Below are 23,427 nucleotides of genomic sequence, written 5' to 3'. Positions count from 1 at the left end.
GACCCGTTTACGAAATCCTTCCGGCCAGAATCCGATCGGCGTAAACGGCTCCGTTGGCAATCGGGTCAGTTCTCCCCGGGCGGCGACGTCGTACCGGCAAGGCGGAGGCTCCAGGCCGGGAAGAGCAGGTAGGTGCCCGCCCAGCTGAGGCCGCCGACGTAGGTCCAGCCTGGTGCGGTATTCAGGTCGTCGAGACCCATGATGATGCCGGGCACGCTGACGAAACCGAGCACCATCACGGCTCCGGCGACCAGGCCGGCTCGTTGCAGGCGCTGCGGCCACGGGCTGTCGGCGAGTCTCCGGCCGGCCGCGATCAGCCAGACCCCGATCAGCGCGAACCCGGTCGCCGACACCAGCCCCGCGAGGAAGAATCCGGTGGCGTCGGTCAGGATCAGGATCGAGCCGACGACGATGATCATGGCGCCGAGAGCCGCGATGCCGACGAAGACGGGCCGGACCTTCGCGGCGGACTCCTGGAACCGCCAAGCGAGCCCGCCGCTGAGCAGCCCCAGCGCCGCGTTGCCCACGTCGTTGATGGAGCCGAACGCGTCGGCGCCGAGGTAGAACACGATGAGACACAGGCAGGTCGCGAAGCCGACAATCCCGTGAACGATCGCCATCCGGCGCAGTCTGTCCATCACCATCGTTGCCCCCAACCCCGTGAACCGAGAGTGCTCCCGGGATACGTCGGCAGGCAACTGCTGGAGTCAGCGCGCTGGTCGGCTTCCGAAGAGCTGGTTGAGCTCGGCTTGCGGGATCTGGTCGGCGGCGAAGGTGATCGTGCCCTTGGTGGCCAGCTCCTCGGCGCTGCGGCGGATGAAGCCGAGGGCGGCGCGGGCGATGCTGCCGCCGAGGCTGATCCGGGTGACGCCCGCGGACTGCAGGTCGGCAACGGTCAGGGTCGACGTACCGAGGCCGACGACGACGTTGAGCGGGCCGTCGATCTCCGTCACCAAGGTGCGGATCGTGTCCAGGTCGTTCACGCCGGGCACGTAGAGGCAGTCGGCACCAGCCGCGCGGAAGCGGTTGGCGCGCTCGATCGAGTCGGTCAGGGAGGTCGGCGTACGCAGCATCTGTCCGTCGGTCCGGGCCGTGAGCACGAAGTCCGCGCCGGCCGCCTCGCGGGCCGCGACGATGCGCTCCACGGCGAGCTCCGCGTCGTACAGCTCGCGTCCGTCGTAGTCCTCGATGTTCCCGCCGGCCAGCCCCGCCTCGCGGGCGAGCGCGATCGTCTCGGCGACCCGCGAAGGCTCGGCGCCGTACCCGTCCTCGAGATCCCCGTTCACCGGTACGGCGCTCGCCGCCGCGATCTCGCGGATCCGCTCGAACATGACCTCGCGGGACACCGACGGCGCGCCATCGGGCAGCGTGTGATCGCCCTTGGCGAGCGAGAACGCGATCCCGGCGCTGGTGGTCGCGATCGCCGGGAAGCCCGCGCCGGCCAGGAGGACGGCGCTGCCGGCGTCCCAGGCGTTCGGCATCACGAAGAACTCGGTGTGCAGCTCGCGGAAGGTCATGACCGCGATCCTGCCAGACCGACGCTTCGGCACCGGCCGAAGTCTGGTCCGCGGGCCGGGCTACTCGATGTGCGACGCGGCGGCTTCGTCGAGGAGCCACAACGTGCGGTTGCGGCCCTTGGGTGCCGAGGCAGGAAGGGTGCTGGTCTCTTTCAGGGCATCGGCCACCGCATCGGCCTTGTCTTCGCCGGAGACGACGAACCAGACCTCGCGGGAGCGGTTCAGGGCCGGGAGCGTGAGCGAGACCCGGGTCGGCGGGGGCTTGGGGGAATCGTGTACTGCGACCGCCGACACGTCGGTGATGGCGAGCTGCGGGTAGCCCGGGAACAGCGACGCAACGTGCCCGTCCGGCCCGACACCGAGCATCAGCACGTCGAAGGCCGGTACGGCGCGACCCTTGACGTCGTTCAACGCCGAGATGGTGGCAGCGAGTTCGCTGGCGTACGCCTCGGCGGCCGCCTCGGGCGATTGCCCGGTATCGGCGGGCATGGGGTGGACGCGAGCCGGGTCGACGTCGACGTGGGCGAGGAGGGCGTCGCGAGCCTGGGTCTCGTTGCGCTCGGGGTCGCCGGGCGGCAGGAACCGCTCGTCACCCCACCAGAACTCGACCCGCTGCCAGTCGATGCTTGCGCCGGCCGGCCACTCGGCGACGGCGCGGTGCACCGCGGCCGCGACGCGACCGCCGGTCAGCACCACCTGCGCGACCCTACCGTTGCTCTGGGCATCGACCAGCGCCGTCACGAACCGCGCCGCCACCGCGTGCGCCAACGCAGTGGCGTCGCGGTGGATCAACAGCTCCGGGTCGACCACCCGGCCGGGAGCGGATGCATCAGTCATGAGTGCCTCGTGACTGTCTTGCCCGCAGCCTTCTTCGCAGCGGTCTTCTTGGTCGCAGTCCTCTTCGCAGCAGTCTTCCGCCCACCCGCGTTCTTCGCCGCGGCAGCCTTCTTCGCGGCAGCCGACTTCCGCGCAGCGGCCGTCTTCTTGGCCGAAGTCGTCGTCGCGCCCGCGGTGTGGGCAGCTGCCTTGGAGACCGCCGTCTGCACCGACCGCCGGTCGGCGGCATCGACCTTCTTCTCGGCTTCGGGCATCTTCTCCCGCTTGACCATGCACGCCAGCGTCTTCGCGTACACGTCGTCCGGGTCGAGTCGCCGCAACTCCTCGCTCAACAGCTCGGACGTCGTACGCCGCTTCAACGCCACCGGCCGATCCGGCTGCCCGGGAATGCTGAACGTCGCCACCGCGCCGTCCGGCCGGGTCAGCGCGATCGGGCCCGACGGCGTGAACATGCGTACGGCGGTCACACCCGGGCCGCGCGAGTTCCGCTGCTCGACCGGGACGCCGAGCCGGCACTGCAGCCACGCGGCCATCAGGTCCGCACTCGGGTTGCCCTTCGCCGACACGACCTCCGCACCCGTCACCTTGGTCGGGTACTGATCCAGGGCAGCCGCCATCAGCGCCCGCCACGGCGTCAGCCGGGTCCACGCGAAGTCCGTGTCGCCAGGCTCATAGCCCTCGGCCCGAGCGGTGAAGTCGACCGACGCCCGGCGGGTCGCGGCCGCGTCGCTCACCCGGCGCCGGCCGAGGCGGCCCAGCGGGTCGTCGGCCGGAGCCTTCGGTCCGCCGCCCGGCCACCAGACGATGACAGGGGAGTCGGGCAGCAAGAGTGGCGTGACCACGGACTCCGGGACCTTGGCCAGCTCACCGTGCAGCCGGAGCAGCACGGCCTCACCCGGAATGCCTTCGCCCACTCGCACCTCGGCATCCAGGCCGGAGGCACCGCGGCCCGGCCGCAGGATCGCGACCAGGACCCGGGACGGGTGTTCGCGGCCGGCCTCGTTCGCGGCCTTCATCGCGTCGTGGTGGGACGCCTCGTCGACGACCACGACGATCGTGCCGACCATGCCCATGGCCGGCGAACCCGCGTTCCGGCGGGCCTTCAGCAGCGCCGACGCGATCTCGCTCGACGTCGTGTCGGTCAGGTCGATGATCATGGCCGCCTCCAGGCGCGTCCGTCGCGGGCGAGCATCTCGTGCGCCGAGTCCGGGCCCCAGTCGCCGGAGGCGTACTGCTCCGGCTTGCCGTGTTCGGCCCAGTAGTTGATCACCGGGTCGAGGATCTTCCAGCCCAGCTCGACCTCGGTGTGCTGCGGGAACAGCGGCGGATCGCCGAGCAGGACGTCGAGGATCAGCCGCTCGTACGCCTCGGGTGAGGACTCGGTGAACGAACCGCCGTACTGGAAGTCCATGTTCACGTCGCGGATCTCCATCGCGGTCCCGGGCACCTTGGCGCCGAAGCGCAGAGTGATGCCCTCGTCCGGCTGGATCCGCAGTACCAGCGCGTTCTGGCCGAGCTCTTCGGTCTCGGTCTTGTCGAACGGCAGGTGCGGCGCCCGCTTGAACATCACCGCGACCTCGGTCACCCGGCGGCCGAGCCGCTTGCCGGTCCGGAGGTAGAACGGGACGCCGGCCCAGCGGCGGGTGTCGACGTCGACGCGCAATGCCGCGAAGGTCTCCGTCGCGGAGGTCTTCGGGATGCCGTCCTCCTGCAGATAGCCCTTCACCTTCACGCCGCCGGCCCAGCCGGCCGCGTACTGACCGCGGGCGGTGTGCAGGTCCAGGCGCTCGGGCAGCTGGACCGCGTTGAGTACCTTCTTCTTCTCCTGGCGCAGCGACCAGGCGTCGAAGCTGACCGGCTCCTCCATCGCGACCAGGGCGAGCAGCTGGAGCAGGTGGTTCTGGATCACGTCCCGCGCCGCGCCGATGCCGTCGTAGTACCCGGCCCGGCCGCCGATGCCGATGTCCTCGGCCATCGTGATCTGGACATGGTCGACGTAGTTGCTGTTCCAGATCGGCTCGAACATCGCGTTGGCGAACCGCAGCGCCAGCATGTTCTGGACGGTTTCCTTGCCCAGGTAGTGGTCGATCCGGAACACCGATTCGGGCGGGAACACCGACTCGACCACGCGGTTCAGCTCGCGCGCGCTCTTCAGGTCGTGGCCGAACGGCTTCTCGATCACGACCCGCCGCCACGAGCCGGGGACCTCGTCGGTCAGCCCGTGCTCGGACAGCTGCCGCACGACCTCCGGGAACAGCCCTGGCGGGATGGACAGGTAGAAGGCGTGGTTGCCGCCCGTCCCGCGGGTGACGTCCAGCTCGTCCACGGTCTCCCGCAGCCGCTTGAACGCCTCGTCGTCGGTCAGGTCGCCCGGCACGAACCGGAAGCCCTCGGCGAGCTGCTGCCAGACCTCTTCGCGGAAGGGAGTCCGGGCGTGCTCCTTCACCGAGTCGTGCACGATCTGGGCGAAGTCCTGGTTGGTGTAGTCGCGGCGGGCGAACCCGACCAGCGCGAAACCGGGCGGCAGCAGGCCCCGGTTCGCCAGGTCGTAGACCGCCGGCATCAGCTTCTTGCGGGCGAGGTCGCCGGTGACTCCGAAGATCACCAGGCTGCACGGCCCGGCGATCCGCGGCAGCCGCCGGTCCTGCGGATCCCGCAGCGGGTTCACCGGGCCGGGCCCGTCGTCGAGCTCAGCGGTCATCAGCCGCTTCCCTCCGTGTTGTCTAGTTGCCGAACAGGGACAGGAGCTGTTGTACGCCGTTCGCCGGATCCGTCAGGTGGAGACGGAGAACCGGACGGCCGCGCTCGGCCAGAACGTTCGCGTCACCGGCCGCCTGGGCCGAGATCAGTGTGCCGAACGTGAACGGCCGATCGGGGATTTCCACGTCCGTCGGGTGCGCCGCGGTGATCTGCAGGAACACGCCCTCCGGGTGGCCACCCTTGTGGTACTGGCCGGTCGAGTGCAGGAACCGCGGACCCCAACCGAAGGTGACCGGACGGCCCGTGCGGGTCGCCAGCGCCGGGCGAATCGTGCCCAGTGAGGCGTCGCGCTCGGAGTCCAGGTAGGCCATGACGGCCAGGTACCCCTTGGCGTCGAGCTTGCCCAGCAGCGCGTCGACCGCGCCCTGCAGCGAGTCCACACCGTCCAGCAGGCCCTCGGAACCACGAACCTCGACGGCACCCTCGGTGAAGGCCGCGGCCTCCGGCTCGGGCTGTGCGTCGAGCAGGCCGCGCGCCGCCTTCTTCGCGCTTTCGACGTCGGGCTGGTCAAACGGGTTGATGCCGAGCAGGTAGCCGGCCACCGCCGTCGCCATCTCCCAGAGCAGGAACTGCCCACCGAGCGAGCCCGAGGTCAGCGCCGTCGGCACCCCGCTGGTCGCCTTCTCCGCGAGCAGCGCGTTGGTCAGGTCCGCCGCCTCGCTGCGCAGCTCCGGAGCGCCGACCTCGACCGCGACAGGTAGGACGCCGGTGCCGTTCTTGCCGGTGCTCTCGGCGATCAGCTGCTCTGCCCAGTCCGGGAAGCCGACGATGTCCGAGCCGTCGGCCGTGATGATCGCCTTGTCCCGCCCGGCGCTGGCCGCGAGTACGGCGCCCAGCCACAGGGCCGGGTTGTCCGTGGAGTCGGCCTGGAGCTCGGGGGCCGCCTCGGCGGCCTGGTCGAGCAGCTCGGCGATGTCCGCACCGGCCAGGCCGGACGGCACCAGCCCGAACGCGGTGAGCGCGCTGTACCGGCCGCCGATGTTCGGGTCGGCCAGGAACGTCTTGCGGTAACCCTCGTCGGCCGACAGCTTCTCGAACGGCGAACCCGGGTCGGTCACCACGACGACCCGGGACGCGGCGTCGATGCCCGCGTCTGTGAACGCCTTGACGAACGTCCGCCGGTGGCTGTCCGTCTCGACCGTCCCACCGGACTTGCTGGACACCACGATGACTGTCTTCGACAGGTCGCCGGCCAGCGCCCGCCCGACCACACTCGGGTCGGTCGAGTCCAGGACGACGAGCTCGACGCCTGCCGTCCTGGTGATCACCTCGGGGGCCAGCGACGAACCGCCCATACCGGACAGCACGATCCGGTCCAGACCCTCGGACCGCAGGTCCGCCTGCAGCGCCTCGATCTCGGCCAGCAGCGGGCGGGAAGTCTCGTGCAGGTCGACCCAGCCGAGCCGGATCGAGGCCTCGGACTCGGCCTCCGGGCCCCAGATCGTCGGGTCCTTCGCGGCGATTCGGGACGCGATCTTCTCGGCGACCAGTTTGCCGACGACCTCGGCCCAGTCGCCGTTCTGCGTGCTGACCGACGGAGCGCTCACTTGGCGGCCGCCTTCAGCGCCGCGGTGACGGTGTCCTGCAGGTCCGACCAGGACGCGTCGAACTTGGCCACGCCCTCGTCCTCGAGCACCTGGACGACCTCGTCGTACGAGATGCCCAGCTTCTCCAGGTCGTCGATCACCTTGCGGTCGGCCGCGTAGTCGCCGCGGACCGTGTCGCCGGAGAACTCGCTGTGCTCCTCGACCGCCTTGATGGTTGCCTCAGGCATCGTGTTGACGACACCGCTGGTGACCAGGTTGTCGACGTACAGGGTGGGGGAGTACGACGGGTCCTTGGTGCCGGTGGACGCCCACAGCGGGCGCTGCGGCTTCGCGCCGGCGGTCTCGATCTCGCGCCAGCGGTCGGTGTCGAAGATCTCCTCGTACGCCTCGAACGCGAGCCGGGCGTTGGCGATCGCGGCCTTGCCCTTCAGGGCCTTCGCCTCGACGGTGCCGATCGCGTCCAGCCGCTTGTCCACCTCGGTGTCGACCCGGCTGACGAAGAACGACGCGACGCTGGCCAGCTTGGTCACGTCGTGGCCGTTCTCGATCGCCTGCTCCAGGCCCCTCAGGAACGCGTCCACGACCGCCTTGTAGCGGTCGAGGGAGAAGATCAGCGTCACGTTCACGCTGATCCCGGCGGCGAGCGTCGCGGTGATCGCCGGCAGGCCCGCCTTGGTGGCGGGGATCTTCACGAAGACGTTCTCCCGGCCGACGATGTCCCACAGCAGCTTGGCCTGCTCGATCGTCTTCGCGGTGTCGTGCGCCAGGCTCGGCTCGACCTCGATCGAGACCCGGCCGTCCTGGCCCTCGGTGTCGTCGTAGATCGGCTTGAAGACGTCGGCGGCGTTCCGGACGTCGTCGGTCGTGATGGCCCGGATCGCCAGGTCGGTCGTGACTCCGTCGGCGGCCAGCCGGGACACCTGCTCCGCGTAGGAGTCGGCGTCCGAGATGGCCTTGGCGAAGATGGTCGGGTTCGTGGTCACGCCGACCACGTGCTTGTCCTGGATCAGGGCGGCCAGGCTGCCGCTGGTCAGTCGTTCGCGGGAGAGGTCGTCGAGCCAGATGGAGACACCCGCGTCGGTGAGTGCTTTCAAGCGATCGTTCATGTCCGGAGCCTTCCGAATCTTCTGTTGTGGGTGTCGTCAGTTGCCGGCGTCGGCGGGTCCGACCGGCCCGGCGGCGGCTCGCTTGGGCGGCACGCCCGGACCGCTGATCTCGGCGGCCGCGGCGATGCTGTCCTTGGCTGCCTGTACGACGGCGCCGGCGGTGATGCCGAACTCGTCGTACAGCGTCTGGTAGGCGGCGGAAGCGCCGTAGTGCTCCAGGCTGACCGTGCGGCCGGCGTCGCCGACGATGTCGTGCCAGCACTGGGCGATGCCGGCCTCGACCGACACCCGGGCCCGGACCGCCGCCGGGATGACGGACTCGCGGTACGCGTCGTCCTGCTCGTCGAACCACTCGCGGGAGACCATCGAGACCACGCGCGCCTTGATGCCCTCGGCCGCCAGCGTGTCGCGGGCCGCGACGGCCAGCTGCAGCTCGGAGCCGGTCCCGATCAGGACGACGTCCGGCGTGCCGTCCGTGTCGAGCAGCGTGTAGCCGCCCTTCTTCACGTTCTCCGTCGTCGCGAAGCCGTCGGTGCCACGTGGGAACGTCGGCACGTTCTGCCGGGTCAGCGCCAGGCCGGCCGGGCGGTCGGTGTGCTCGAGGATCACGGCCCATGCGGCCGCCGTCTCGTTCGCGTCACCGGGCCGTACGACGTCCAGGCCCGGGATCGCCCGCAGTGCGGCCAGGTGCTCGACCGGCTGGTGGGTCGGGCCGTCCTCGCCGAGGCCGATCGAGTCGTGCGTCCACACGTAGGTGACCGGCAGCTTCATCAGCGCAGCCAGCCGGACGGCCGGGCGCATGTAGTCGCTGAAGACCAGGAAGGTGCCGCCGTACGGGCGGGTCAGCCCGTGCAGGGTGATGCCGTTCAGCACCGAGCCCATGGCGTGCTCGCGGATGCCGAAGTGCAGCACCCGGCCGTACTCGTTGCCCTGGAACTCCTTGGTGGCATGCTCCGCCGGGATGAACGACGGCTCGCCCTTCGGGGTGGTGTTGTTCGAGCCGGCCAGGTCGGCCGAACCGCCCCACAGCTCGGGCAGCTCCGGCGACAGCTTGGTGAGCACGTCACCGGACGCCGCGCGGGTGGCAACGCCCTTGGCGTCGGCGTCCCAGCTCGGCAGCGCGTCCTTCCAGCCGGCCGGCAGCTCACGCTTCCGCAGCCGGTCGAGCAGTGCCGCGCGCTCCGGGGCGGCCGTGCGCCAGGCGTCGTACTTCACGTCCCAGTCGTCCTGCAGCGCCTTGCCGCGGTCGAGCGCCTTGCGGGTGTAAGCGATCACGTCGTCGGCGACCTGGAAGGTCTGCTCCGGGTCCCACCCGAGCACCTTCTTGGTGGCGGCGACCTCGTCCGCGCCGAGGGCCGAGCCGTGGATCTTCCCGGTGTTCTGCTTGGTCGGGGCCGGCCAGCCGATGATCGTGTGCAACCGGATGAAGCTCGGCTTGTCGGTGACCGCGTTGGCCGCCTCGATCGCGTCGTACAGGGCCTGGACGTTCTCCTCGTAGCCGGTGCCGCCGTTGGTCCAGTCGACGTCCTGCACGTGCCAGCCGTACGCCGCGTAGCGGGCCGCCACGTCCTCGGAGAACGCGATGTTCGTGTCGTCCTCGATCGAGATCTTGTTGGCGTCGTAGATCACCGTCAGGTTGCCGAGCTGCTGGTGACCGGCCAGCGAGGACGCCTCGCTGGAGACACCTTCCTCGAGGTCACCGTCCGAGGCGATCACGTAGATGTGGTGGTCGAACACGCCCGCGCCGCGGGCCGCCTCCGGCTCCAGCAGGCCGCGCTCGCGGCGGGCCGCCATCGCCATGCCGACCGCGTTGCCGACGCCCTGGCCGAGCGGGCCGGTCGTGGTCTCGACGCCGGGGGTGTGGGAGTACTCCGGGTGGCCCGGAGTCCTGCTGCCCCAGGTCCGCAGCGACTCCAGGTCGTCCAGCTCGAGGCCGAAGCCGGCCAGGTACAGCTGGATGTACAGGGTGAGGCTGGAGTGACCGGCCGAGAGCACGAACCGGTCGCGACCGGCCCAGTGCGGGTCGGCGGGGTTGTGCCGCATCACCTTCTGGAACAGCAGGTACGCCGCCGGTGCCAGGCTCATCGCCGTACCGGGGTGGCCGTTGCCGACCTTCTCGACCGCGTCCATCGCGAGCACCCGCACGGTGTCGACCGCGCGCTGGTCGAGCTCGGTCCATTCAAGCTTGGGGCTGGTCTTCTCCGTCACGCCGGCGGCGCTCCTCTCGATGGCTGCGAAACACGTCTGGTCAGCGTCGAGGGGATCGCTCCGCGACCTACCGGCCGGTCACGATCGCGCCCCCGCGCGTCACCGTGAGCGAGCCTACTCGCCCAGGCGTCCGGCGCCTTCCATAGACTCCGAACCCGGCCCGCGTGGTACTTGTTCCCAACGTCTGCCAGGTCACACCGATGACTCGCCCAGGGGGGTGGCGAGTCACTCCTACGGGCAGTCGTAGACTGTCGAATCGTCAGCGCCGGACCTCCGGCGTCAACCCACTGAGTTCGAGGTGTTCGTGACGGCCGTCGACCCGCGTCCAGCCGCGACGACGTCGTACCCGACGCCGCTGGTGGACGCTCCTGCTGTGGTGAGTCCGTCGGTGCGCGACGTGGTGAAGGCGTACGTCGGTCTGACCAAGCCTCGCATCATCGAGCTGCTGCTGATCACGACCGTGCCGGTGATGTTCCTGGCCGCCGGGGGAGTGCCCGGTCTGGAGGTCGTCGCGGCCACCCTGGTCGGCGGCATCCTCGCCTCCGGCAGCGCCAACACGATCAACTGCGTGCTCGACCGGGACATCGACGAGCAGATGCGCCGGACCCGGCGCCGGCCGCTGCCGCGGCACGCGGTCAGCCCGCGCTCGGCGACGGTCTTCGGCATCGTGCTCGGCGTCCTGGCCACGCTCGAGCTCGGGTTCTTCGTCAACTGGCTGTCGTCCGGCCTGGCGCTGGCGGCGAATCTCTTCTACGTGTTCGGCTACACGATGGTGCTCAAGCGCCGCACCGTGCAGAACATCGTCTGGGGCGGCATCGCGGGCTGCTTCCCGACCCTGATCGGGTGGACCGCGGTCACCAACGAGCTGGCCTGGACCCCGGTCGTGCTGTTCCTGGTGGTGTTCTTCTGGACGCCGCCGCACACCTGGTCGCTGGCGATGCGCTACCGCGAGGACTACGCATCGGTCGACGTACCGATGCTGCCTGTAGTCGCGACCCCTGTCGCGACCGCCCGGCAGATCATGGCGTACTCGGTGATCATGGTGATCACCTCGATCGCGCTGTGGCCCGTCGCGGACACCGGATTCGTCTACCCGCTGGCCGCGATCGCGCTCGGTGTGGTGTTCCTGCGCGAGGCCCGCGCGTTGTTGCTCCGGGCCCACACCGGCGCCGAAGGAGCCGCGCTGCGGCCGATGCGTTTGTTCCACTTCTCCAACATCTACTTGGCTCTGCTGTTCATCGCGGCGGCCGTGGATCCCTTGCTGCACTGAGCGTTGCCCCGCGGGCGCGGGGAGTCCTCCCGTTGACCAGACCGTGACTTGATGTTCGGATGGGTCCTGTCTGTGGGGGGTTCCACATCTGGGGAGACGCAGATGTAGGGGGAACACATGGGGGTTCGAACACGCATCGCCGCAGTCGCAGCACTGGCGCTCGCCGGGTCCGTGCTGGTTGCGGGACAGGCCGACGCCGGTGGCTCACACAGCAGTTTGAAGCCGGTGGCAACGGGTCTCGACGGTCCGCGGGGAGTGTCGACGTTTGGGCACAGCGTCATCTACAGCGTCACCGACGGTTCGGTGTACGCGACCAACGGCAAGAAGACCGTCAAGCTCGGGCAGGTGCCGGGCGGCTTCGCACCGGCGATCGACACGAGCAAGCGGGGCGTGACGTACGCCCTGACCGGCGGTGGCGGTCCGGAGGGTGACACTCCACCGGGCGGCGCGACGCTGTTCCGGCTCCGGGGGCCCGGCAAGTCGCCGGTTGCCGTGGCCGACATCGGGAAGTATCAGGCCACCGATCCGGACCCGTACAACCAGGCCGACTCGCCGACGGAGTCGAACCCGTTCGGTGTCGCCGCGCTGAACGACGGCACGGTCCTCGTGTCCGACGCCGCGAACAACGATCTGCTGCGCGTCTGGCCGAACGGCAAGATCAAGACCGTCGCCAGGCTCAAGCCGCGTCTGGTCGAGGTTCCGCCCGGTCTGCCGGCCACGGATCCGGAGGGCAACCCGCTGCCGCCGGCTGGTACACCGATCAACTCCGAGGCCGTCGCGACGTCGGTCACGGTCGGCTCGGACGGCTACTGGTACGTCGGTGAGCTCCGGGGCTTCCCCGCGACTCCGGGCAAGTCGCAGATCTGGCGCATCAAGCCAGGCTCGGTGGGTGCGGTGTGTAACCCGGACAGGCCCAACAAGGGCAACTGCCAGCGGTACGCGGACGGTTACACGTCGATCGTCGACCTGGCCGGCGGACCGCGTGGCGTGCTCTCCGTGGTGCAGTTGGCGCGGGACAGCTGGCTCCAGTTCGAGCTCGGCGGCTCGACGATCGGCTCGCTGTACCTGCAGTTCCCCGGCAGGCACCACAAGGCCGGGTTCAAGAAGGAACTCGTGCGCGGCCAGCTCAACCTGCCCGGCGGTACCGCCTGGAGCAGATGGGGTGACCTGTACGTCGCAGGACCGGTCTTCGGACCAGGTGCGGTCTACAAGGTGAAGTTCTAGTCGCAGACACCCGCGACCTGGGCTCTGGTCCTAGGTCGCGGGTGTTCCGCGTTCGCCGTAGACCGCTGTTACCAGGGCGATGAGCAGGCCGGCGAAGAACATGTGAACCAGGACCAGGCCCCAGGGGAGGCCGGTGAAGTACTGGGTGAAGCCGACGGCGCCCTGAAGTAGTTCCATCGCGAGCAGCCAGGCGGCCAGCTTGCGCAGCGTTCTCGAGGTCGCCGTCACGCGGGTGGCGATCACCAGTGCGATCGTGATTCCGAGCAGGCCGAACACGACGTCCGCGTGCAGCTGGCTGATCATCTCCTCGTTGAACCCGTTCCGCCCGGTGTCGGGATCACCCGAGTGCGGACCCGCGCCGGTGACCAGGGTGCCGAGGGCAACGGTCAGCCAGACCGCCACGACACCTGCGGTCGCGAGGGCGCGGACCACCGGGGGAGTGTGCGGGTAGGGACTGGTTCGGGACCGGCGCATCATCGACACGGTCAGGGTGATGATCACCAGCGAGACCAGGAAGTGCGCGGACACGATCCACGGGTTCAGCCCGGTCAGCACGCTGATGCCGCCGATCACGGCCTGCAGCGGGACGCCGAGCGCGGCCGCCGTGGCGAGCCGGCGCAGGTCCCGGCGAACGGGGCGGTACCGCATCACCACGAGCCAGGTGCAGATCGCGATCACCGCGACCACGAAACCGAGCATCCGGTTGCCGAACTCGATCGCGCCGTGGATGCCGAGCGCGCTGTGCGGCACGTACGACTGGTCGGTGCACTGCGGCCAGGTGGGGCAGCCGAGGCCGGAGCCGGTCAACCGGACCAGACCACCGGTCACCACGATGCCGATGTTCGCCACCACCGAGGCCCAGCCCCAGCGCCGGACGACGTCCAGGCTCGGTGCGGGAACCAGTCGCCAGAATCCGCTGACTGGCTCGGTCTCTTGGGGCGGCGTCTCCGTGCTCATCACCGGCACACTCTAAAGGTCAGTCCCATCGGAAGGTTCGGGAGACCAGGTAACCCAGCACCCCGGCCCAGAGCGCCAGCGACAGCGCCGCGGCCCACGGGATCACACCTTCGACGGTCGAGTTCGCCAGCCCGTTGGCCAGGGCGGCACTCGGCAGGACGCGTACGACGCCCTGCATGCCGGCCGGATACTCGTCGACCGGCGTGAGGACCGCGCCGCCCACCAACAGCAGCAGGTAGAGCAGGTTCGCCGCGGCCAGCGTGGCTTCGGCGCGCAGTACGCCGGCCAATAGCAGCCCGAGCGACGCGAAGGCCGCCGTACCGCACAGAACCATCAGGATCACACCGAACACGGCGTCGAACCCACCCGTCGGGTTCCAGCCGAGGGCGAAGCCGGTCCCGATCAGTACTGCGAGCTGGATCGCCTCGACCACCAGGACCGCGCCGATCTTCCCGGCCAGCAGACCGGTACGGGACAGCGGGGAGGCGCCCAGCCGCTTGATCACGCCGTACCGCCGCTCGAAGCCGGTCGCGATCGCCAGTGACGTGAAGGACGTCGAGAGCACCGCCAGCGCGAGCACCCGTGGCACGGCCTGGTCGATGGCCGGCCCGTCGCCGAGGGGGAGTCGGTCACCGAGTTCCGTGCCGCCCAGCAGTAGGAGCAGGCCCAGCGGGATCACCAGGGCCAGCAACAACTGCTCGCCGTTGCGGATGAGCAGCTTGAACTCCATCCGCGCGTGCGCGAGCACCTTGCGGGGCCACGGAGCACCGCCCGGCCGCGGTGCGTAGGTCGCGGCGCTACTCATCAACCCTCCCGCTTCGGGGCCGTCAGCTCGAGGAAGACATCCTCGAGCGACTTCGTGTGATGTTCGGTCAGCGAGTCCGGCGTGCCGGACGCGATCACCTTGCCGGCGGACACGACGTGGACCTGGTCCGACAACTGCTCTGCCTCGTCCATCGCATGCGTCGTGAGTACGACGGTCACGCCGTCGTCCCGCAGATCGCGGATCAACTGCCAGATCTCGCGCCGTCCGTGCGGGTCCAGCCCGGTGGTCGGCTCGTCCAGGAACGCGATCTCCGGCCGCCCCACGATCGCGAGCGCGAACGACAGCCGCTGCTTCTGCCCACCCGACAACCGCCGGTACGGCGTCCGCCCACAGCTGCCCAGGTCGAGTCGCTCGGCCAGCGCCGGGATGTCCAGTGGATGGGTGTGCAGGGTGGCGACGTACCGGAGCATCTCGAGCGCGCGGACGCCGGACCAGGCGCCGCCCTCCTGGAGCATCACGCCGATCCGCGGCATCAGTTCGTCGTGGTCCGTGATCGGGTCCAGCCCGAGCACCCGGACCCGGCCGGAATCCGGCCGCCGGAAACCCTCGCAGCTCTCCACGGTCGTGGTCTTGCCGGCGCCGTTGGGGCCGAGCACGGACGTCACCGTGCCGCCGGTTACGGTGAGACTGAGACCGTCGACCGCGGCCTTCTCGCCGTACCGCACGACGAGGTTGTCGATCTCCACCGCAACAGGCACGGCAGCAGTCTAGGACTGGGCTATCAGGCCCTCGGCCCGGGCTGGGGTGGTGGCGAGCGGCGTGACGCTGGTCACGGCAGGGCTCCGCCGCCTGCGGGGCGGCGCGAACCGGTTAGGTGAGCCTTATTTGAAGGGTCCGGGGAATTACGCGACACTGATGTTGTGAAAACTCCTGCGACCAATCCTTCGACCGGTGGCCCAGCGCCCTCCGGCGTCGGTGCTGTTGCCGGTGTCATGCGGGACGAGTCCACCCGGGACCGGGTCGCCCGCTCGATCCTGACTCACGGTCCGTCCAGCGCCGCGGTGCTCGCCGAGCGCCTGGAGCTGACCCCGGCGGCAGTCCGCCGGCACCTCGACCATCTGCTCGACGAGGGCCTGGTCGAATCCCGCGAGGAGCGTGTCTACGGCCCGCGTGGCCGCGGTCGCCCCGCGAAGGTCTTCGTGCTGACCGACACCGGCCGGCACGCGTTCCACCAGGCGTACGACGACCTGGCGGCCACCGCGATGCGGTTCATCGCCGAAGCCGGCGGTGAGCAGGCCGTCGCCGACTTCGCCCGGCGCCGGGTCGCCGAGGTGGAGCAGCGGTACCGGGAGCTGGTCGACGCAGCCCCGGAGAGCAACAAGGCCGAGGCGCTCGCCCAGGCGCTGACCGTGGACGGCTACGCCGCTTCCACGGCGAAGGCCGCGCACGGAGAACAGCTCTGCCAGCACCACTGCCCGGTCGCGCACGTGGCCGAGCAGTTCCCCCAGTTGTGCGAGGCCGAGACCGAGGTGTTCTCCCGGCTGCTCGGCAAGCACGTCCAGAGACTGGCCACCATCGCCCACGGCGACGGTGTCTGCACCACACATATCCCCGGCCCCCAGCCGGTTACTGCCCCTGTATCCGACGGCGAATCTGCGAGGACTGCACGATGACGCAAACCGCTCACCCTGAGCTCGAAGGGCTCGGCACGTACAAGTTCGGCTGGTCCGACAGTGACGCCGCCGGTTCCGTCGCGAAGCGGGGCCTCAGTACGGACGTGGTGCGGGGCATCTCGACGCTGAAGAACGAGCCGGAGTGGATGCTGGACCTGCGGCTGAAGGGCCTGAAGCTCTTCGACCGCAAGCCGATGCCGTCGTGGGGTGCCGACCTTTCCGGGATCGACTTCGACAACATCAAGTACTTCGTCCGCTCCACCGAGAAGCAGGCGACCAGCTGGGACGAGCTGCCCGCGGACATCAAGAACACCTACGACAAGCTCGGCATCCCCGAGGCGGAGAAGCAGCGCCTGGTCGCCGGCGTCGCCGCGCAGTACGAGTCCGAGGTCGTCTACCACCAGATCCGCGAGGACCTGGAGGCCCAGGGCGTCATCTTCCTGGACACCGACACCGGCCTGCGCGAGCACCCGGAGATCTTCAAGGAGTACTTCGGCTCCGTCATCCCGGTCGGCGACAACAAGTTCGCCTCGCTGAACACGGCGGTCTGGTCCGGCGGCTCGTTCATCTATGTGCCCAAGGGCGTCAAGGTGGACATCCCGCTGCAGGCGTACTTCCGGATCAACACCGAGAACATGGGCCAGTTCGAGCGGACCCTGATCATCGTCGACGAGGACGCCTACGTGCACTACGTCGAGGGCTGTACGGCGCCGATCTACAAGTCGGACTCGCTGCACTCCGCGGTGGTCGAGATCATCGTGAAGAAGGGCGCCCGCTGCCGCTACACGACGATCCAGAACTGGTCGAACAACGTCTACAACCTGGTCACCAAGCGCGCCACCTGCGAAGAGGGCGCGACGATGGAGTGGATCGACGGCAACATCGGTTCCAAGGTGACGATGAAGTACCCGGCCGTGTACCTGATGGGCGAGCACGCCAAGGGCGAGACCCTGTCGGTCGCGTTCGCGGGCGAGGGCCAGCACCAGGACGCCGGCTCCAAGATGGTGCACAACGCCCCGTACACCTCTAGCTCGATCATCTCGAAGTCGGTGGCCCGCGGCGGCGGCCGGACGTCGTACCGCGGTCTCGTCGAGGTCGCGCCGGGCAGCCACCACAGCAAGTCCACGGTGCGCTGTGACGCGCTGCTGATCGACACGATCAGCCGTTCGGACACCTACCCGTACGTCGACGTCCGCGAGGACGACGTGGCGATGGGGCACGAGGCGACCGTGTCCAAGGTCAGCGACGACCAGCTCTTCTACCTGATGAGCCGGGGCATGGCCGAGGACGAGGCGATGGCGATGATCGTCCGCGGCTTCATCGAGCCGATCGCCCGCGAGCTCCCGATGGAGTACGCGCTGGAACTCAACCGGCTCATCGAGCTGCAGATGGAAGGGGCCGTCGGCTGATGTCCGCCGCTGAAACCCTTGTTGCCACCGGTAACAGGGCGCACTCCCACGGACCGGGGTCCCTGGTCCCGCTCCAGGCCCGCAGTGAGCGGCCGACGTCGTACGACGTGGCCGACTTCGCGGTGCCGAACGGACGCGAGGAGGAGTGGCGCTTCACCCCGGTCAAGCAGCTCAAGGCACTGTTCGACGACGCAGCGGGCAGCGAGACCCCGAAGATCGACGCGAGTGGCCCCGAGGGCGTCGTGTTCGAGACCGTCGCGGCCGACTCGCTGAAGGTCGGCAAGCCGCAGGACCGGTCGGCCGCCATCGCCTGGAACCGGGCCGGCGAGGCGTTCGCGGTGCGGATCCCGATCGAGGCCGAGCTGACCGAGCCGGTGCACGTGAACGTCGCGAGCCTCGGTGCGCGCGGCTTCACCCACCTGATCGTCGACGCCGGCCGGCACAGCCGCGCGATCGTGATCATCGATCACACCGGCGCGGGTGAGCTCGGCAGCAACGTCGAGATCGTCACCGGCGACGGCGCCGAGCTGCGCGTGGTCAGCATCCAGCAGGGCGACCACGAGTCGATCCACCTGGCCCAGCACGACGCGCTGGTCGGCCGGGACGCGAAGCTCCACCACGTCGTCGTGACGCTGGGCGGCAAGATCGTCCGGATCGCCACCAACGTCCGGTACGCCGGGCCTGGCGGCGACGCGGAACTCCTCGGCGTGTACTTCGCCGAGTCGGGCCAGCACCACGAGAACCGGCTCTTCGTCGACCACGAGGCCGCCAACTGCAAGAGCAACGTGATCTACAAGGGCGCGCTGGCCGGTGACCACGCCCGCTCGGTGTGGATCGGCGACGTCCTGATCCGCGCCGCGGCCGAAGGCACCAACACCTTCGAGCTGAACCGGAACCTGGTCCTGACCGACGGCGCCCGCGCCGACTCGGTGCCGAACCTGGAGATCGAGACCGGCGAGATCGAGGGCGCCGGCCACGCGTCGGCGACCGGCCGGTTCGACGACGAGCAGCTGTTCTACCTGCAGGCCCGCGGCATCCCCGAGGACGCGGCCCGGCGGCTGGTGGTGTCCGGCTTCTTCAACGACATCATCGGCAAGATCGGCGTTCCCGAGGTCACCGAGCACCTGCACGACGTGATCGAGGAGAAGCTGGCGCGGGCCGCGGAGTTGAGCGCATCGGCCGAGGCGGTCGTCGGGCAGTGAGCGACAGCTTCGAGCGCGCCTGCGCCGCCGCCGACGTACCGGATGAAGGAGTCATCCCGGTCGAGGTCGGCGGCGTCGAGGTCGCGGTGGTGAAGAGCGAGGGACAGTTCTTCGCGGTGCGGGACGAGTGCTCGCACGCGCAGATCCAGCTGTCCGAGGGCGATGTCGGCGAGTGCGAGATCGAGTGCTGGCTGCACGGCTCCCGCTTCGACCTGCGCACCGGCGAGCCGACCAGCCTGCCGGCGTACGACCCGGTCCCGGTGTATCCGGTCCGGCTGGACGGCGACGATCTGATGGTCGACGTGAAGAACCCCCTGAACAGCGCTAGTTAACGCATCCCTGTAAAGCGACGGAGATAGAAACCTCATGGCGACACTCGAGATCCGCGACCTGCACGTGTCGGTCGACACCGAGAGCGGCCCCAAGCAGATCCTGCGCGGCGTCAACCTGACCATCAGCGGTGGTCAGACGCACGCGATCATGGGCCCGAACGGTTCCGGCAAGTCCACGCTGGCGTACTCGATCGCCGGCCACCCGAAGTACAACATCACCAGCGGCACCGTCACCCTCGACGGCGAGGACGTCCTCGCCATGAAGGTCGACGAGCGCGCCCGGGCCGGCCTGTTCCTGGCCATGCAGTACCCGGTCGAGGTGCCCGGGGTCTCGGTGGCGAACTTCCTGCGGACCGCGAAGACCGCGATCGACGGCGAGGCGCCGAAGCTGCGAACCTGGGTCAAGGACGTCAACAAGGCGCTCGCCGACCTGGACATGGACGCCGACTTCGGGACGCGCAACGTCAACGAGGGCTTCTCCGGTGGTGAGAAGAAGCGGCACGAGATCGTCCAGCTGGAGCTGCTCGACCCGAAGATCGCGATCCTCGACGAGACCGACTCGGGCCTCGACATCGACGCGCTGAAGATCGTCTCCACCGGCGTGAACCGGTTCGCGGAGAAGGGTGACAAGGGCGTCCTGCTGATCACCCACTACACGCGGATCCTGCGCTATATCAAGCCGGACTTCGTGCACGTGTTCGTCGACGGCCGGGTCGCCGAAGAGGGCGGACCGGAGCTGGCCGAGGAGCTCGAGGCGAACGGCTACGAGCGGTTCCTGAAGGCAGGCGCGAAGTGACCACCGCCCGGACGTTCAGCAGTCCCCTGGACCTGCAGTCGGTCCGGGCGGACTTCCCGATCCTGTCCCGCGAGCTCGCTGGCGGTTTCCCGCTGGTCTACCTGGACTCGGCGAACTCCTCGCAGAAGCCGCGCCAGGTCGTGCAGGCCATCGAGGACCACTACCTCAAGCACAACGCGAACGTCGCCCGGGCCATGCACCAGCTCGGTGCCGAGGCGACCGCGGCGTACGAGAACGGCCGCGACAAGGTTGCTGCCTTCATCGGAGCGCCGGCACGGGACGAGATCGTCTTCACCAAGAACGCCTCCGAGGCGCTCAACCTGGCCGCCCACACACTCGGCGCCTCGCTGAAGCCGGGCGATGTCGTGGTCGTCTCCGAGATGGAGCACCACAGCAACATCGTCCCGTGGCAGCTCGCGTGCGAGCGGACCGGTGCGACGCTCAAGTGGTTCGGTGTCACCGAAGAGGGCCGGCTCGATCTCAGCAACATCGACGAGCTGCTCACTCCGCAGACCAAGGTCGTGGCACTGACCTGGGTGTCGAACGCGCTCGGCACGATCAACCCGATCACCGACATCGCCGCCAAGGCGCACGCGGTCGGCGCGACCGTGGTGGTGGACGCGTCGCAGGCCGTGCCGCAGTTCCCGGTCGACGTCTCGACGCTCGGCGCCGACCTGCTGGCCTTCACCGGCCACAAGGTCGTCGGCCCGACGGGCATCGGCGTGCTCTGGGGACGGTACGACCTGCTCGCCGCACTGCCGCCGTTCCTTGGTGGCGGTGAGATGATCGAGGTCGTGCGGATGACGGGTTCGACGTACGCCGCTCCGCCGGCCCGGTTCGAGGCCGGTACGCCGCCGATCGCGCAGGCGGTCGGGCTCGGCGCGGCGGTCGACTACCTGTCCGGGATCGGGATGGACAAGATCGCGGCGCACGAGCACGCGATCGTCGAGTACGCGCTCGAGGGGCTGAAGACGGTCCCGGGCGTGACGATCCTCGGGCCGACCGACGCGGCCGACCACGGCGGCGCGATCAGCTTCGAGGTCGAGGGCGTTCATCCGCACGATGTGGCGACCGTGCTGGACACGCGCGGGATCGCGGTACGGGCCGGGCACCACTGTGCGCGGCCGGTGCACGAGCGGTTCGGCGTCCAGTCCTCGACGCGGGCGTCGTTCTACCTCTACACGACTCCGGAGGAGATCGAGGCGCTGGTCGACGGCCTCGGCTTCGTCCGCTCTTTCTTCAAGGTGGCCTGACTTTCCATGCAGCTGGACGCGCTGTACCAGGAGATCATCCTGGACCACTACCGCAGCCCGCACCACGCGGGACTGGCGGACCCGTACGACGTGGAGGTGCACCACGTGAACCCGTCCTGCGGGGACGAGGTCACGCTCCGGGTCGAGCTCGACGGCGACACCGTGAAGGGTGTGACGCACGAGAGTGTCGGCTGTTCGATCAGCCAGGCGGCGACGTCGGTGATGTCGGATCTCGTCATCGGCAAACCGGTCGCCGAGGGCATGGCGACGTACGAGAAGTTCCTCGAACTGATGCAGAGCCGGGGGAATGCCGAACCGGACGAAGAGGTTCTGGAGGACGGCGTCGCGTTCGCGGGCGTCGCGCAGTTCCCGGCCCGGGTGAAGTGTGCACTGCTGGGCTGGTCGGCCTGGCGGGACGCGACCGCCCAGGCTCTGGCCGCGAAAGAAGGAGTGAGCAATGCCTGACCAGACCGACGAGAAGATCGAGCTGCCCGAGGTCGACCTGGAAGCGGCGGCCGCTCAGCCCGGCACCAGCCCGGCCAAGGAAGAGGACGTCACCGAGGCGCTGAAGGACGTCGTCGACCCCGAGCTCGGCATCAACGTGGTCGACCTGGGCCTGATCTACGGCATCACGGTCGACGACACCAGTACGGCGATCATCGACATGACGCTGACGTCCGCGGCCTGCCCGCTGACCGACGTGATCGAGGACCAGACCCGGATGGCGCTCGACGGCCTGGTGAACGACTTCCGGATCAACTGGGTCTGGATGCCGCCGTGGGGCCCGGAGAAGATCACCGACGACGGCCGCGACCAGCTCCGGGCGCTCGGCTTCAACGTGTGACCAAGATCGTCTCGGTGGCACCGGAGCGGCTGGACAGGTGGCTGGCCGGCTTCGGTGACCGCCACGGCGAGGTCTCGTACGACGTGACGCCGACGAGCGTCACGGTCTCCGCGGCGGACGGCTCGCTTGCGGTCGTGGCAGTACCGTTCGCGCCGTTGGGTGAGCTCACTCGCGCGGGGTTGATCGCGCACGTGCTCGGCGACCATCGGCTCGGCGTGCTGCTGGTGCGGCGCGGTGGTTACGGCGCCGGAGTGTTTGCCGGCGGCAAGCTTCTCGACTCCAAGGTCGGCTCCCGGCACGTGCAGGGGACGACCAAGGCCGGCGGCTGGTCGCAGCAGCGGTACGCGCGGCGCCGCGACAACCAGGCGCGGGAGGCCTTCGCGGCCGCGACCGAGGTCGCCGTACGCATCCTGGCCCCGGCGAAGCTGGACGCGCTGGTGTGCGGGGGAGACCGGCGCGCCATCGACACCGTGCTCGAGGATCCGCGGTTGAAGGACCTGCCCGGACTGGTGCGGCCGCCGTTCCTCGGCGTACCGGATCCGAAGCAGAAGGTGCTCGAGCAGGCCGGTGTGGACGCCCGGGCGATCCGGATCGAGGTGACTCAGGAGGATCCGTCGTAGAGCGCGCGGAAGTCCTCCAGCGTTCCGCGGTAGTACTCCAGGTCGTCTTCCAGCTTGGCACGCGTCACCAGGTGCCGGTTCTCCGCCCGGGCCTGCCGCCCGAACTCCGACCACACCGCCGCGTCCGGCGCCTCATTGGCTCCCTCGGGCACGAACTTGAGCGCCTCGCGGACCGCGTCCGCCGCGAACTCCCAGTTGATCTCGACAAGGTAGCGATCCTGGTCCGGCGCGCCGGTGTAGGCCATGTCGGCCTCCAGCGCCCGCCGTGCGAAGGTCGCGGCCACCACGGCCCACTGCGCCGCGTCGACCAGCTGTGAGACGCCGAGGCCGAACCGGGCGCCGACCGTCCGGGACGCCTCCTCGGACGCGTAGGGGACGAGCAGATCGCCGGCCGGCGATCGCAGCGTCCAGCCGTCCGGGCCTTCGAGCAGGTTCTCCCCGGGCTGCAGCGGGGCGGGCTCGTTCGCCGGCACCTCCAGATCCGCCGCCGTCATCAGGCTCACGTAGATCTGCGCCTCGGCCAGGGTCCTTGCGGTCAGCATCGGTTATCTCGCTCCTGTCTCTCGGACCAGATCGTGGTACGTGTCGCGAACCACCAGCAACCGGTCCAGCCGGAACCGGCCCGGATCGGCGTCCCGGACCGCCTGGCCCTCGGGCGTCCAGAACTCGTCCTCCGGTACGGCGTCCTGCCCGGCCGGCACAAACTTGACCACCTCGTCCACGGCGGCCCGCGCGACGGCCAGCACCCTACCCGCCTCGACCGGCTCGCTGGGGACCGCCGCGGCGGCACGATCGGCCACAGCCATCCACTGCCCGGCATCCAGCAGCTCCGACGGCTCCGATCCGCCGAACGTCGGCCAGCCGTTCACCCTGGTCTCCCGCGCGGGCAGACCGAACAGGTACTCGCGCTCGGCCGCGCAGCCGGGGCAGGTCCCGGCGTAGCTGATCGCGAGCCCGCCGTCGGCCTCGATCAGGCCGTGCTCCCAAGGCGTCTCGATCGAACCGCAGTCCGGGCACGGGTGCAGTTCCAGATACAGCTGCGCCTCATCCCGGGTGCGTGCCACCGCGAACGCCATACCGTCCCTCTCGTCGTCTCGAACCATCAT

Annotated in this window: 24 protein-coding genes; 11 read left to right on the top strand and 13 right to left on the bottom strand. The window is 69.5% G+C overall.

The window, feature by feature from the left end:
* Positions 1 to 65: 65 nt before the first annotated feature.
* The 8 genes from OG876_RS36725 to tkt all read right to left on the bottom strand — a co-directional run bounded on the left by OG876_RS36725 (position 66) and on the right by tkt (position 9,975).
* Positions 66 to 620, bottom strand: coding sequence for a hypothetical protein (locus OG876_RS36725; RefSeq protein ID WP_328521309.1), 555 nt, complete (start codon positions 618 to 620; stop codon positions 66 to 68).
* Between the two features lie 87 nt (positions 621 to 707).
* Positions 708 to 1,517, bottom strand: coding sequence for an isocitrate lyase/PEP mutase family protein (locus OG876_RS36720; protein WP_328521308.1), 810 nt, complete (start codon positions 1,515 to 1,517; stop codon positions 708 to 710).
* A gap of 60 nt (positions 1,518 to 1,577) precedes the next feature.
* On the bottom strand, positions 1,578 to 2,354 hold the full coding sequence (gene pgl / locus OG876_RS36715) for a 6-phosphogluconolactonase (RefSeq protein ID WP_328521307.1): 777 nt from the start codon (positions 2,352 to 2,354) through the stop codon (positions 1,578 to 1,580).
* A complete protein-coding gene (locus OG876_RS36710; RefSeq protein WP_328521306.1) occupies positions 2,351 to 3,511 on the bottom strand; it encodes a glucose-6-phosphate dehydrogenase assembly protein OpcA in 1,161 nt (386 codons plus the stop codon). The genes pgl and OG876_RS36710 overlap by 4 nt, the downstream gene beginning before the upstream one ends.
* Positions 3,508 to 5,055 (bottom strand): glucose-6-phosphate dehydrogenase, encoded by a 1,548-nt coding sequence (zwf, locus tag OG876_RS36705; RefSeq protein WP_328521305.1) that lies wholly within the window; start codon positions 5,053 to 5,055, stop codon positions 3,508 to 3,510. The genes OG876_RS36710 and zwf overlap by 4 nt, the downstream gene beginning before the upstream one ends.
* A gap of 22 nt (positions 5,056 to 5,077) precedes the next feature.
* Entirely contained in the window at positions 5,078 to 6,661 is a 1,584-nt protein-coding gene (locus tag OG876_RS36700; protein ID WP_328521304.1) for a glucose-6-phosphate isomerase, read from the bottom strand.
* The gene (gene tal, locus OG876_RS36695) at positions 6,658 to 7,767 is read right to left on the bottom strand and encodes a transaldolase (RefSeq protein WP_328521303.1); all 1,110 of its coding nucleotides are present in this window, start codon (positions 7,765 to 7,767) and stop codon (positions 6,658 to 6,660) included. Before tal ends, OG876_RS36700 begins: the two co-directional genes overlap by 4 nt.
* 36 nt (positions 7,768 to 7,803) lie before the next feature.
* A complete protein-coding gene (gene tkt, locus OG876_RS36690; protein ID WP_442914051.1) occupies positions 7,804 to 9,975 on the bottom strand; it encodes a transketolase in 2,172 nt (723 codons plus the stop codon).
* 304 nt (positions 9,976 to 10,279) lie between these two features.
* On the opposite strand from tkt, the gene OG876_RS36685 reads away from it, so the two are divergent.
* Positions 10,280 to 11,245 carry a heme o synthase gene (locus OG876_RS36685; protein ID WP_442914050.1) on the top strand — a complete coding sequence of 322 codons (966 nt, stop codon included), beginning with the start codon at positions 10,280 to 10,282 and terminating at the stop codon, positions 11,243 to 11,245.
* Positions 11,246 to 11,362: 117 nt separating this feature from the next.
* Complete coding sequence (locus OG876_RS36680) at positions 11,363 to 12,469, top strand: ScyD/ScyE family protein (RefSeq protein ID WP_328521302.1); 1,107 nt, start codon at positions 11,363 to 11,365, stop codon at positions 12,467 to 12,469.
* A 30-nt stretch (positions 12,470 to 12,499) separates the two neighbouring features.
* Here the strand turns inward: OG876_RS36680 and OG876_RS36675 are convergent, their stop codons facing one another.
* Genes OG876_RS36675 through OG876_RS36665 form a run of 3 tightly spaced genes read right to left on the bottom strand, consistent with a single transcriptional unit; the run spans position 12,500 to position 14,938 of the window.
* Positions 12,500 to 13,426, bottom strand: coding sequence for a COX15/CtaA family protein (locus OG876_RS36675; RefSeq protein WP_328521301.1), 927 nt, complete (start codon positions 13,424 to 13,426; stop codon positions 12,500 to 12,502).
* A gap of 19 nt (positions 13,427 to 13,445) precedes the next feature.
* Positions 13,446 to 14,231, bottom strand: coding sequence for an ABC transporter permease (locus OG876_RS36670; protein WP_328521300.1), 786 nt, complete (start codon positions 14,229 to 14,231; stop codon positions 13,446 to 13,448).
* A complete protein-coding gene (locus OG876_RS36665; protein ID WP_328526999.1) occupies positions 14,231 to 14,938 on the bottom strand; it encodes an ABC transporter ATP-binding protein in 708 nt (235 codons plus the stop codon). Before OG876_RS36665 ends, OG876_RS36670 begins: the two co-directional genes overlap by 1 nt.
* A 246-nt stretch (positions 14,939 to 15,184) precedes the next feature.
* Here OG876_RS36665 and OG876_RS36660 point away from each other — a divergent pair, with 246 nt between their 5' ends.
* The 9 genes from OG876_RS36660 to OG876_RS36620 are packed head-to-tail and all read left to right on the top strand — an operon-like array spanning position 15,185 to position 22,321.
* The gene (locus OG876_RS36660; RefSeq protein ID WP_328526998.1) at positions 15,185 to 15,865 is read left to right on the top strand and encodes a helix-turn-helix transcriptional regulator; all 681 of its coding nucleotides are present in this window, start codon (positions 15,185 to 15,187) and stop codon (positions 15,863 to 15,865) included.
* On the top strand, positions 15,862 to 17,274 hold the full coding sequence (gene sufB / locus OG876_RS36655) for a Fe-S cluster assembly protein SufB (RefSeq protein WP_328521299.1): 1,413 nt from the start codon (positions 15,862 to 15,864) through the stop codon (positions 17,272 to 17,274). The genes OG876_RS36660 and sufB overlap by 4 nt, the downstream gene beginning before the upstream one ends.
* On the top strand, positions 17,274 to 18,476 hold the full coding sequence (gene sufD, locus OG876_RS36650) for a Fe-S cluster assembly protein SufD (protein WP_328521298.1): 1,203 nt from the start codon (positions 17,274 to 17,276) through the stop codon (positions 18,474 to 18,476). The genes sufB and sufD overlap by 1 nt, the downstream gene beginning before the upstream one ends.
* Positions 18,473 to 18,808 carry a non-heme iron oxygenase ferredoxin subunit gene (locus OG876_RS36645; protein WP_328521297.1) on the top strand — a complete coding sequence of 112 codons (336 nt, stop codon included), beginning with the start codon at positions 18,473 to 18,475 and terminating at the stop codon, positions 18,806 to 18,808. The genes sufD and OG876_RS36645 overlap by 4 nt, the downstream gene beginning before the upstream one ends.
* 34 nt (positions 18,809 to 18,842) lie before the next feature.
* Entirely contained in the window at positions 18,843 to 19,604 is a 762-nt protein-coding gene (gene sufC / locus OG876_RS36640; protein WP_328521296.1) for a Fe-S cluster assembly ATPase SufC, read from the top strand.
* Positions 19,601 to 20,857: a cysteine desulfurase gene (locus OG876_RS36635; protein WP_328521295.1), complete on the top strand. Its 1,257-nt coding sequence runs from the start codon at positions 19,601 to 19,603 to the stop codon at positions 20,855 to 20,857. The genes sufC and OG876_RS36635 overlap by 4 nt, the downstream gene beginning before the upstream one ends.
* A gap of 6 nt (positions 20,858 to 20,863) precedes the next feature.
* On the top strand, positions 20,864 to 21,322 hold the full coding sequence (sufU, locus tag OG876_RS36630; RefSeq protein WP_328521294.1) for a Fe-S cluster assembly sulfur transfer protein SufU: 459 nt from the start codon (positions 20,864 to 20,866) through the stop codon (positions 21,320 to 21,322).
* Entirely contained in the window at positions 21,315 to 21,701 is a 387-nt protein-coding gene (locus OG876_RS36625; protein WP_328521293.1) for a metal-sulfur cluster assembly factor, read from the top strand. Before sufU ends, OG876_RS36625 begins: the two co-directional genes overlap by 8 nt.
* The gene (locus OG876_RS36620) at positions 21,698 to 22,321 is read left to right on the top strand and encodes an acVLRF1 family peptidyl-tRNA hydrolase (protein WP_328521292.1); all 624 of its coding nucleotides are present in this window, start codon (positions 21,698 to 21,700) and stop codon (positions 22,319 to 22,321) included. Before OG876_RS36625 ends, OG876_RS36620 begins: the two co-directional genes overlap by 4 nt.
* Here the strand turns inward: OG876_RS36620 and OG876_RS36615 are convergent.
* Entirely contained in the window at positions 22,303 to 22,863 is a 561-nt protein-coding gene (locus OG876_RS36615; RefSeq protein WP_328521291.1) for a hypothetical protein, read from the bottom strand. The genes OG876_RS36620 and OG876_RS36615 overlap by 19 nt on opposite strands.
* Before the next feature lie 3 nt (positions 22,864 to 22,866).
* Positions 22,867 to 23,397, bottom strand: coding sequence for a hypothetical protein (locus tag OG876_RS36610; RefSeq protein ID WP_328521290.1), 531 nt, complete (start codon positions 23,395 to 23,397; stop codon positions 22,867 to 22,869).
* Positions 23,398 to 23,427: the final 30 nt, after the last annotated feature.

Origin of the sequence: Kribbella sp. NBC_00359, from assembly GCF_036097425.1 — a bacterium.
GTDB lineage: Bacteria > Actinomycetota > Actinomycetes > Propionibacteriales > Kribbellaceae > Kribbella.
Note: the sequence above shows the minus strand (reverse complement) of the source record. Positions and strands in the feature narration are given on the sequence as shown.

Coding starts and splice junctions, on each gene's coding strand:
- OG876_RS36710 (WP_328521306.1), bottom strand. CDS start 3,511: ATGATCATCGACCTGACCGACACGACGTCGAGCGAGATCGCGTCGGCG.
- OG876_RS36660 (WP_328526998.1), top strand. CDS start 15,185: ATGCGGGACGAGTCCACCCGGGACCGGGTCGCCCGCTCGATCCTGACT.
- OG876_RS36675 (WP_328521301.1), bottom strand. CDS start 13,426: ATGAGCACGGAGACGCCGCCCCAAGAGACCGAGCCAGTCAGCGGATTC.
- OG876_RS36670 (WP_328521300.1), bottom strand. CDS start 14,231: ATGAGTAGCGCCGCGACCTACGCACCGCGGCCGGGCGGTGCTCCGTGG.
- OG876_RS36725 (WP_328521309.1), bottom strand. CDS start 620: ATGGCGATCGTTCACGGGATTGTCGGCTTCGCGACCTGCCTGTGTCTC.
- zwf (WP_328521305.1), bottom strand. CDS start 5,055: ATGACCGCTGAGCTCGACGACGGGCCCGGCCCGGTGAACCCGCTGCGG.
- OG876_RS36680 (WP_328521302.1), top strand. CDS start 11,363: ATGGGGGTTCGAACACGCATCGCCGCAGTCGCAGCACTGGCGCTCGCC.
- pgl (WP_328521307.1), bottom strand. CDS start 2,354: ATGACTGATGCATCCGCTCCCGGCCGGGTGGTCGACCCGGAGCTGTTG.
- OG876_RS36625 (WP_328521293.1), top strand. CDS start 21,315: ATGCCTGACCAGACCGACGAGAAGATCGAGCTGCCCGAGGTCGACCTG.
- tal (WP_328521303.1), bottom strand. CDS start 7,767: ATGAACGATCGCTTGAAAGCACTCACCGACGCGGGTGTCTCCATCTGG.
- sufB (WP_328521299.1), top strand. CDS start 15,862: ATGACGCAAACCGCTCACCCTGAGCTCGAAGGGCTCGGCACGTACAAG.
- OG876_RS36610 (WP_328521290.1), bottom strand. CDS start 23,397: ATGGCGTTCGCGGTGGCACGCACCCGGGATGAGGCGCAGCTGTATCTG.
- OG876_RS36615 (WP_328521291.1), bottom strand. CDS start 22,863: ATGCTGACCGCAAGGACCCTGGCCGAGGCGCAGATCTACGTGAGCCTG.
- sufU (WP_328521294.1), top strand. CDS start 20,864: ATGCAGCTGGACGCGCTGTACCAGGAGATCATCCTGGACCACTACCGC.
- OG876_RS36720 (WP_328521308.1), bottom strand. CDS start 1,517: ATGACCTTCCGCGAGCTGCACACCGAGTTCTTCGTGATGCCGAACGCC.
- sufD (WP_328521298.1), top strand. CDS start 17,274: ATGTCCGCCGCTGAAACCCTTGTTGCCACCGGTAACAGGGCGCACTCC.
- sufC (WP_328521296.1), top strand. CDS start 18,843: ATGGCGACACTCGAGATCCGCGACCTGCACGTGTCGGTCGACACCGAG.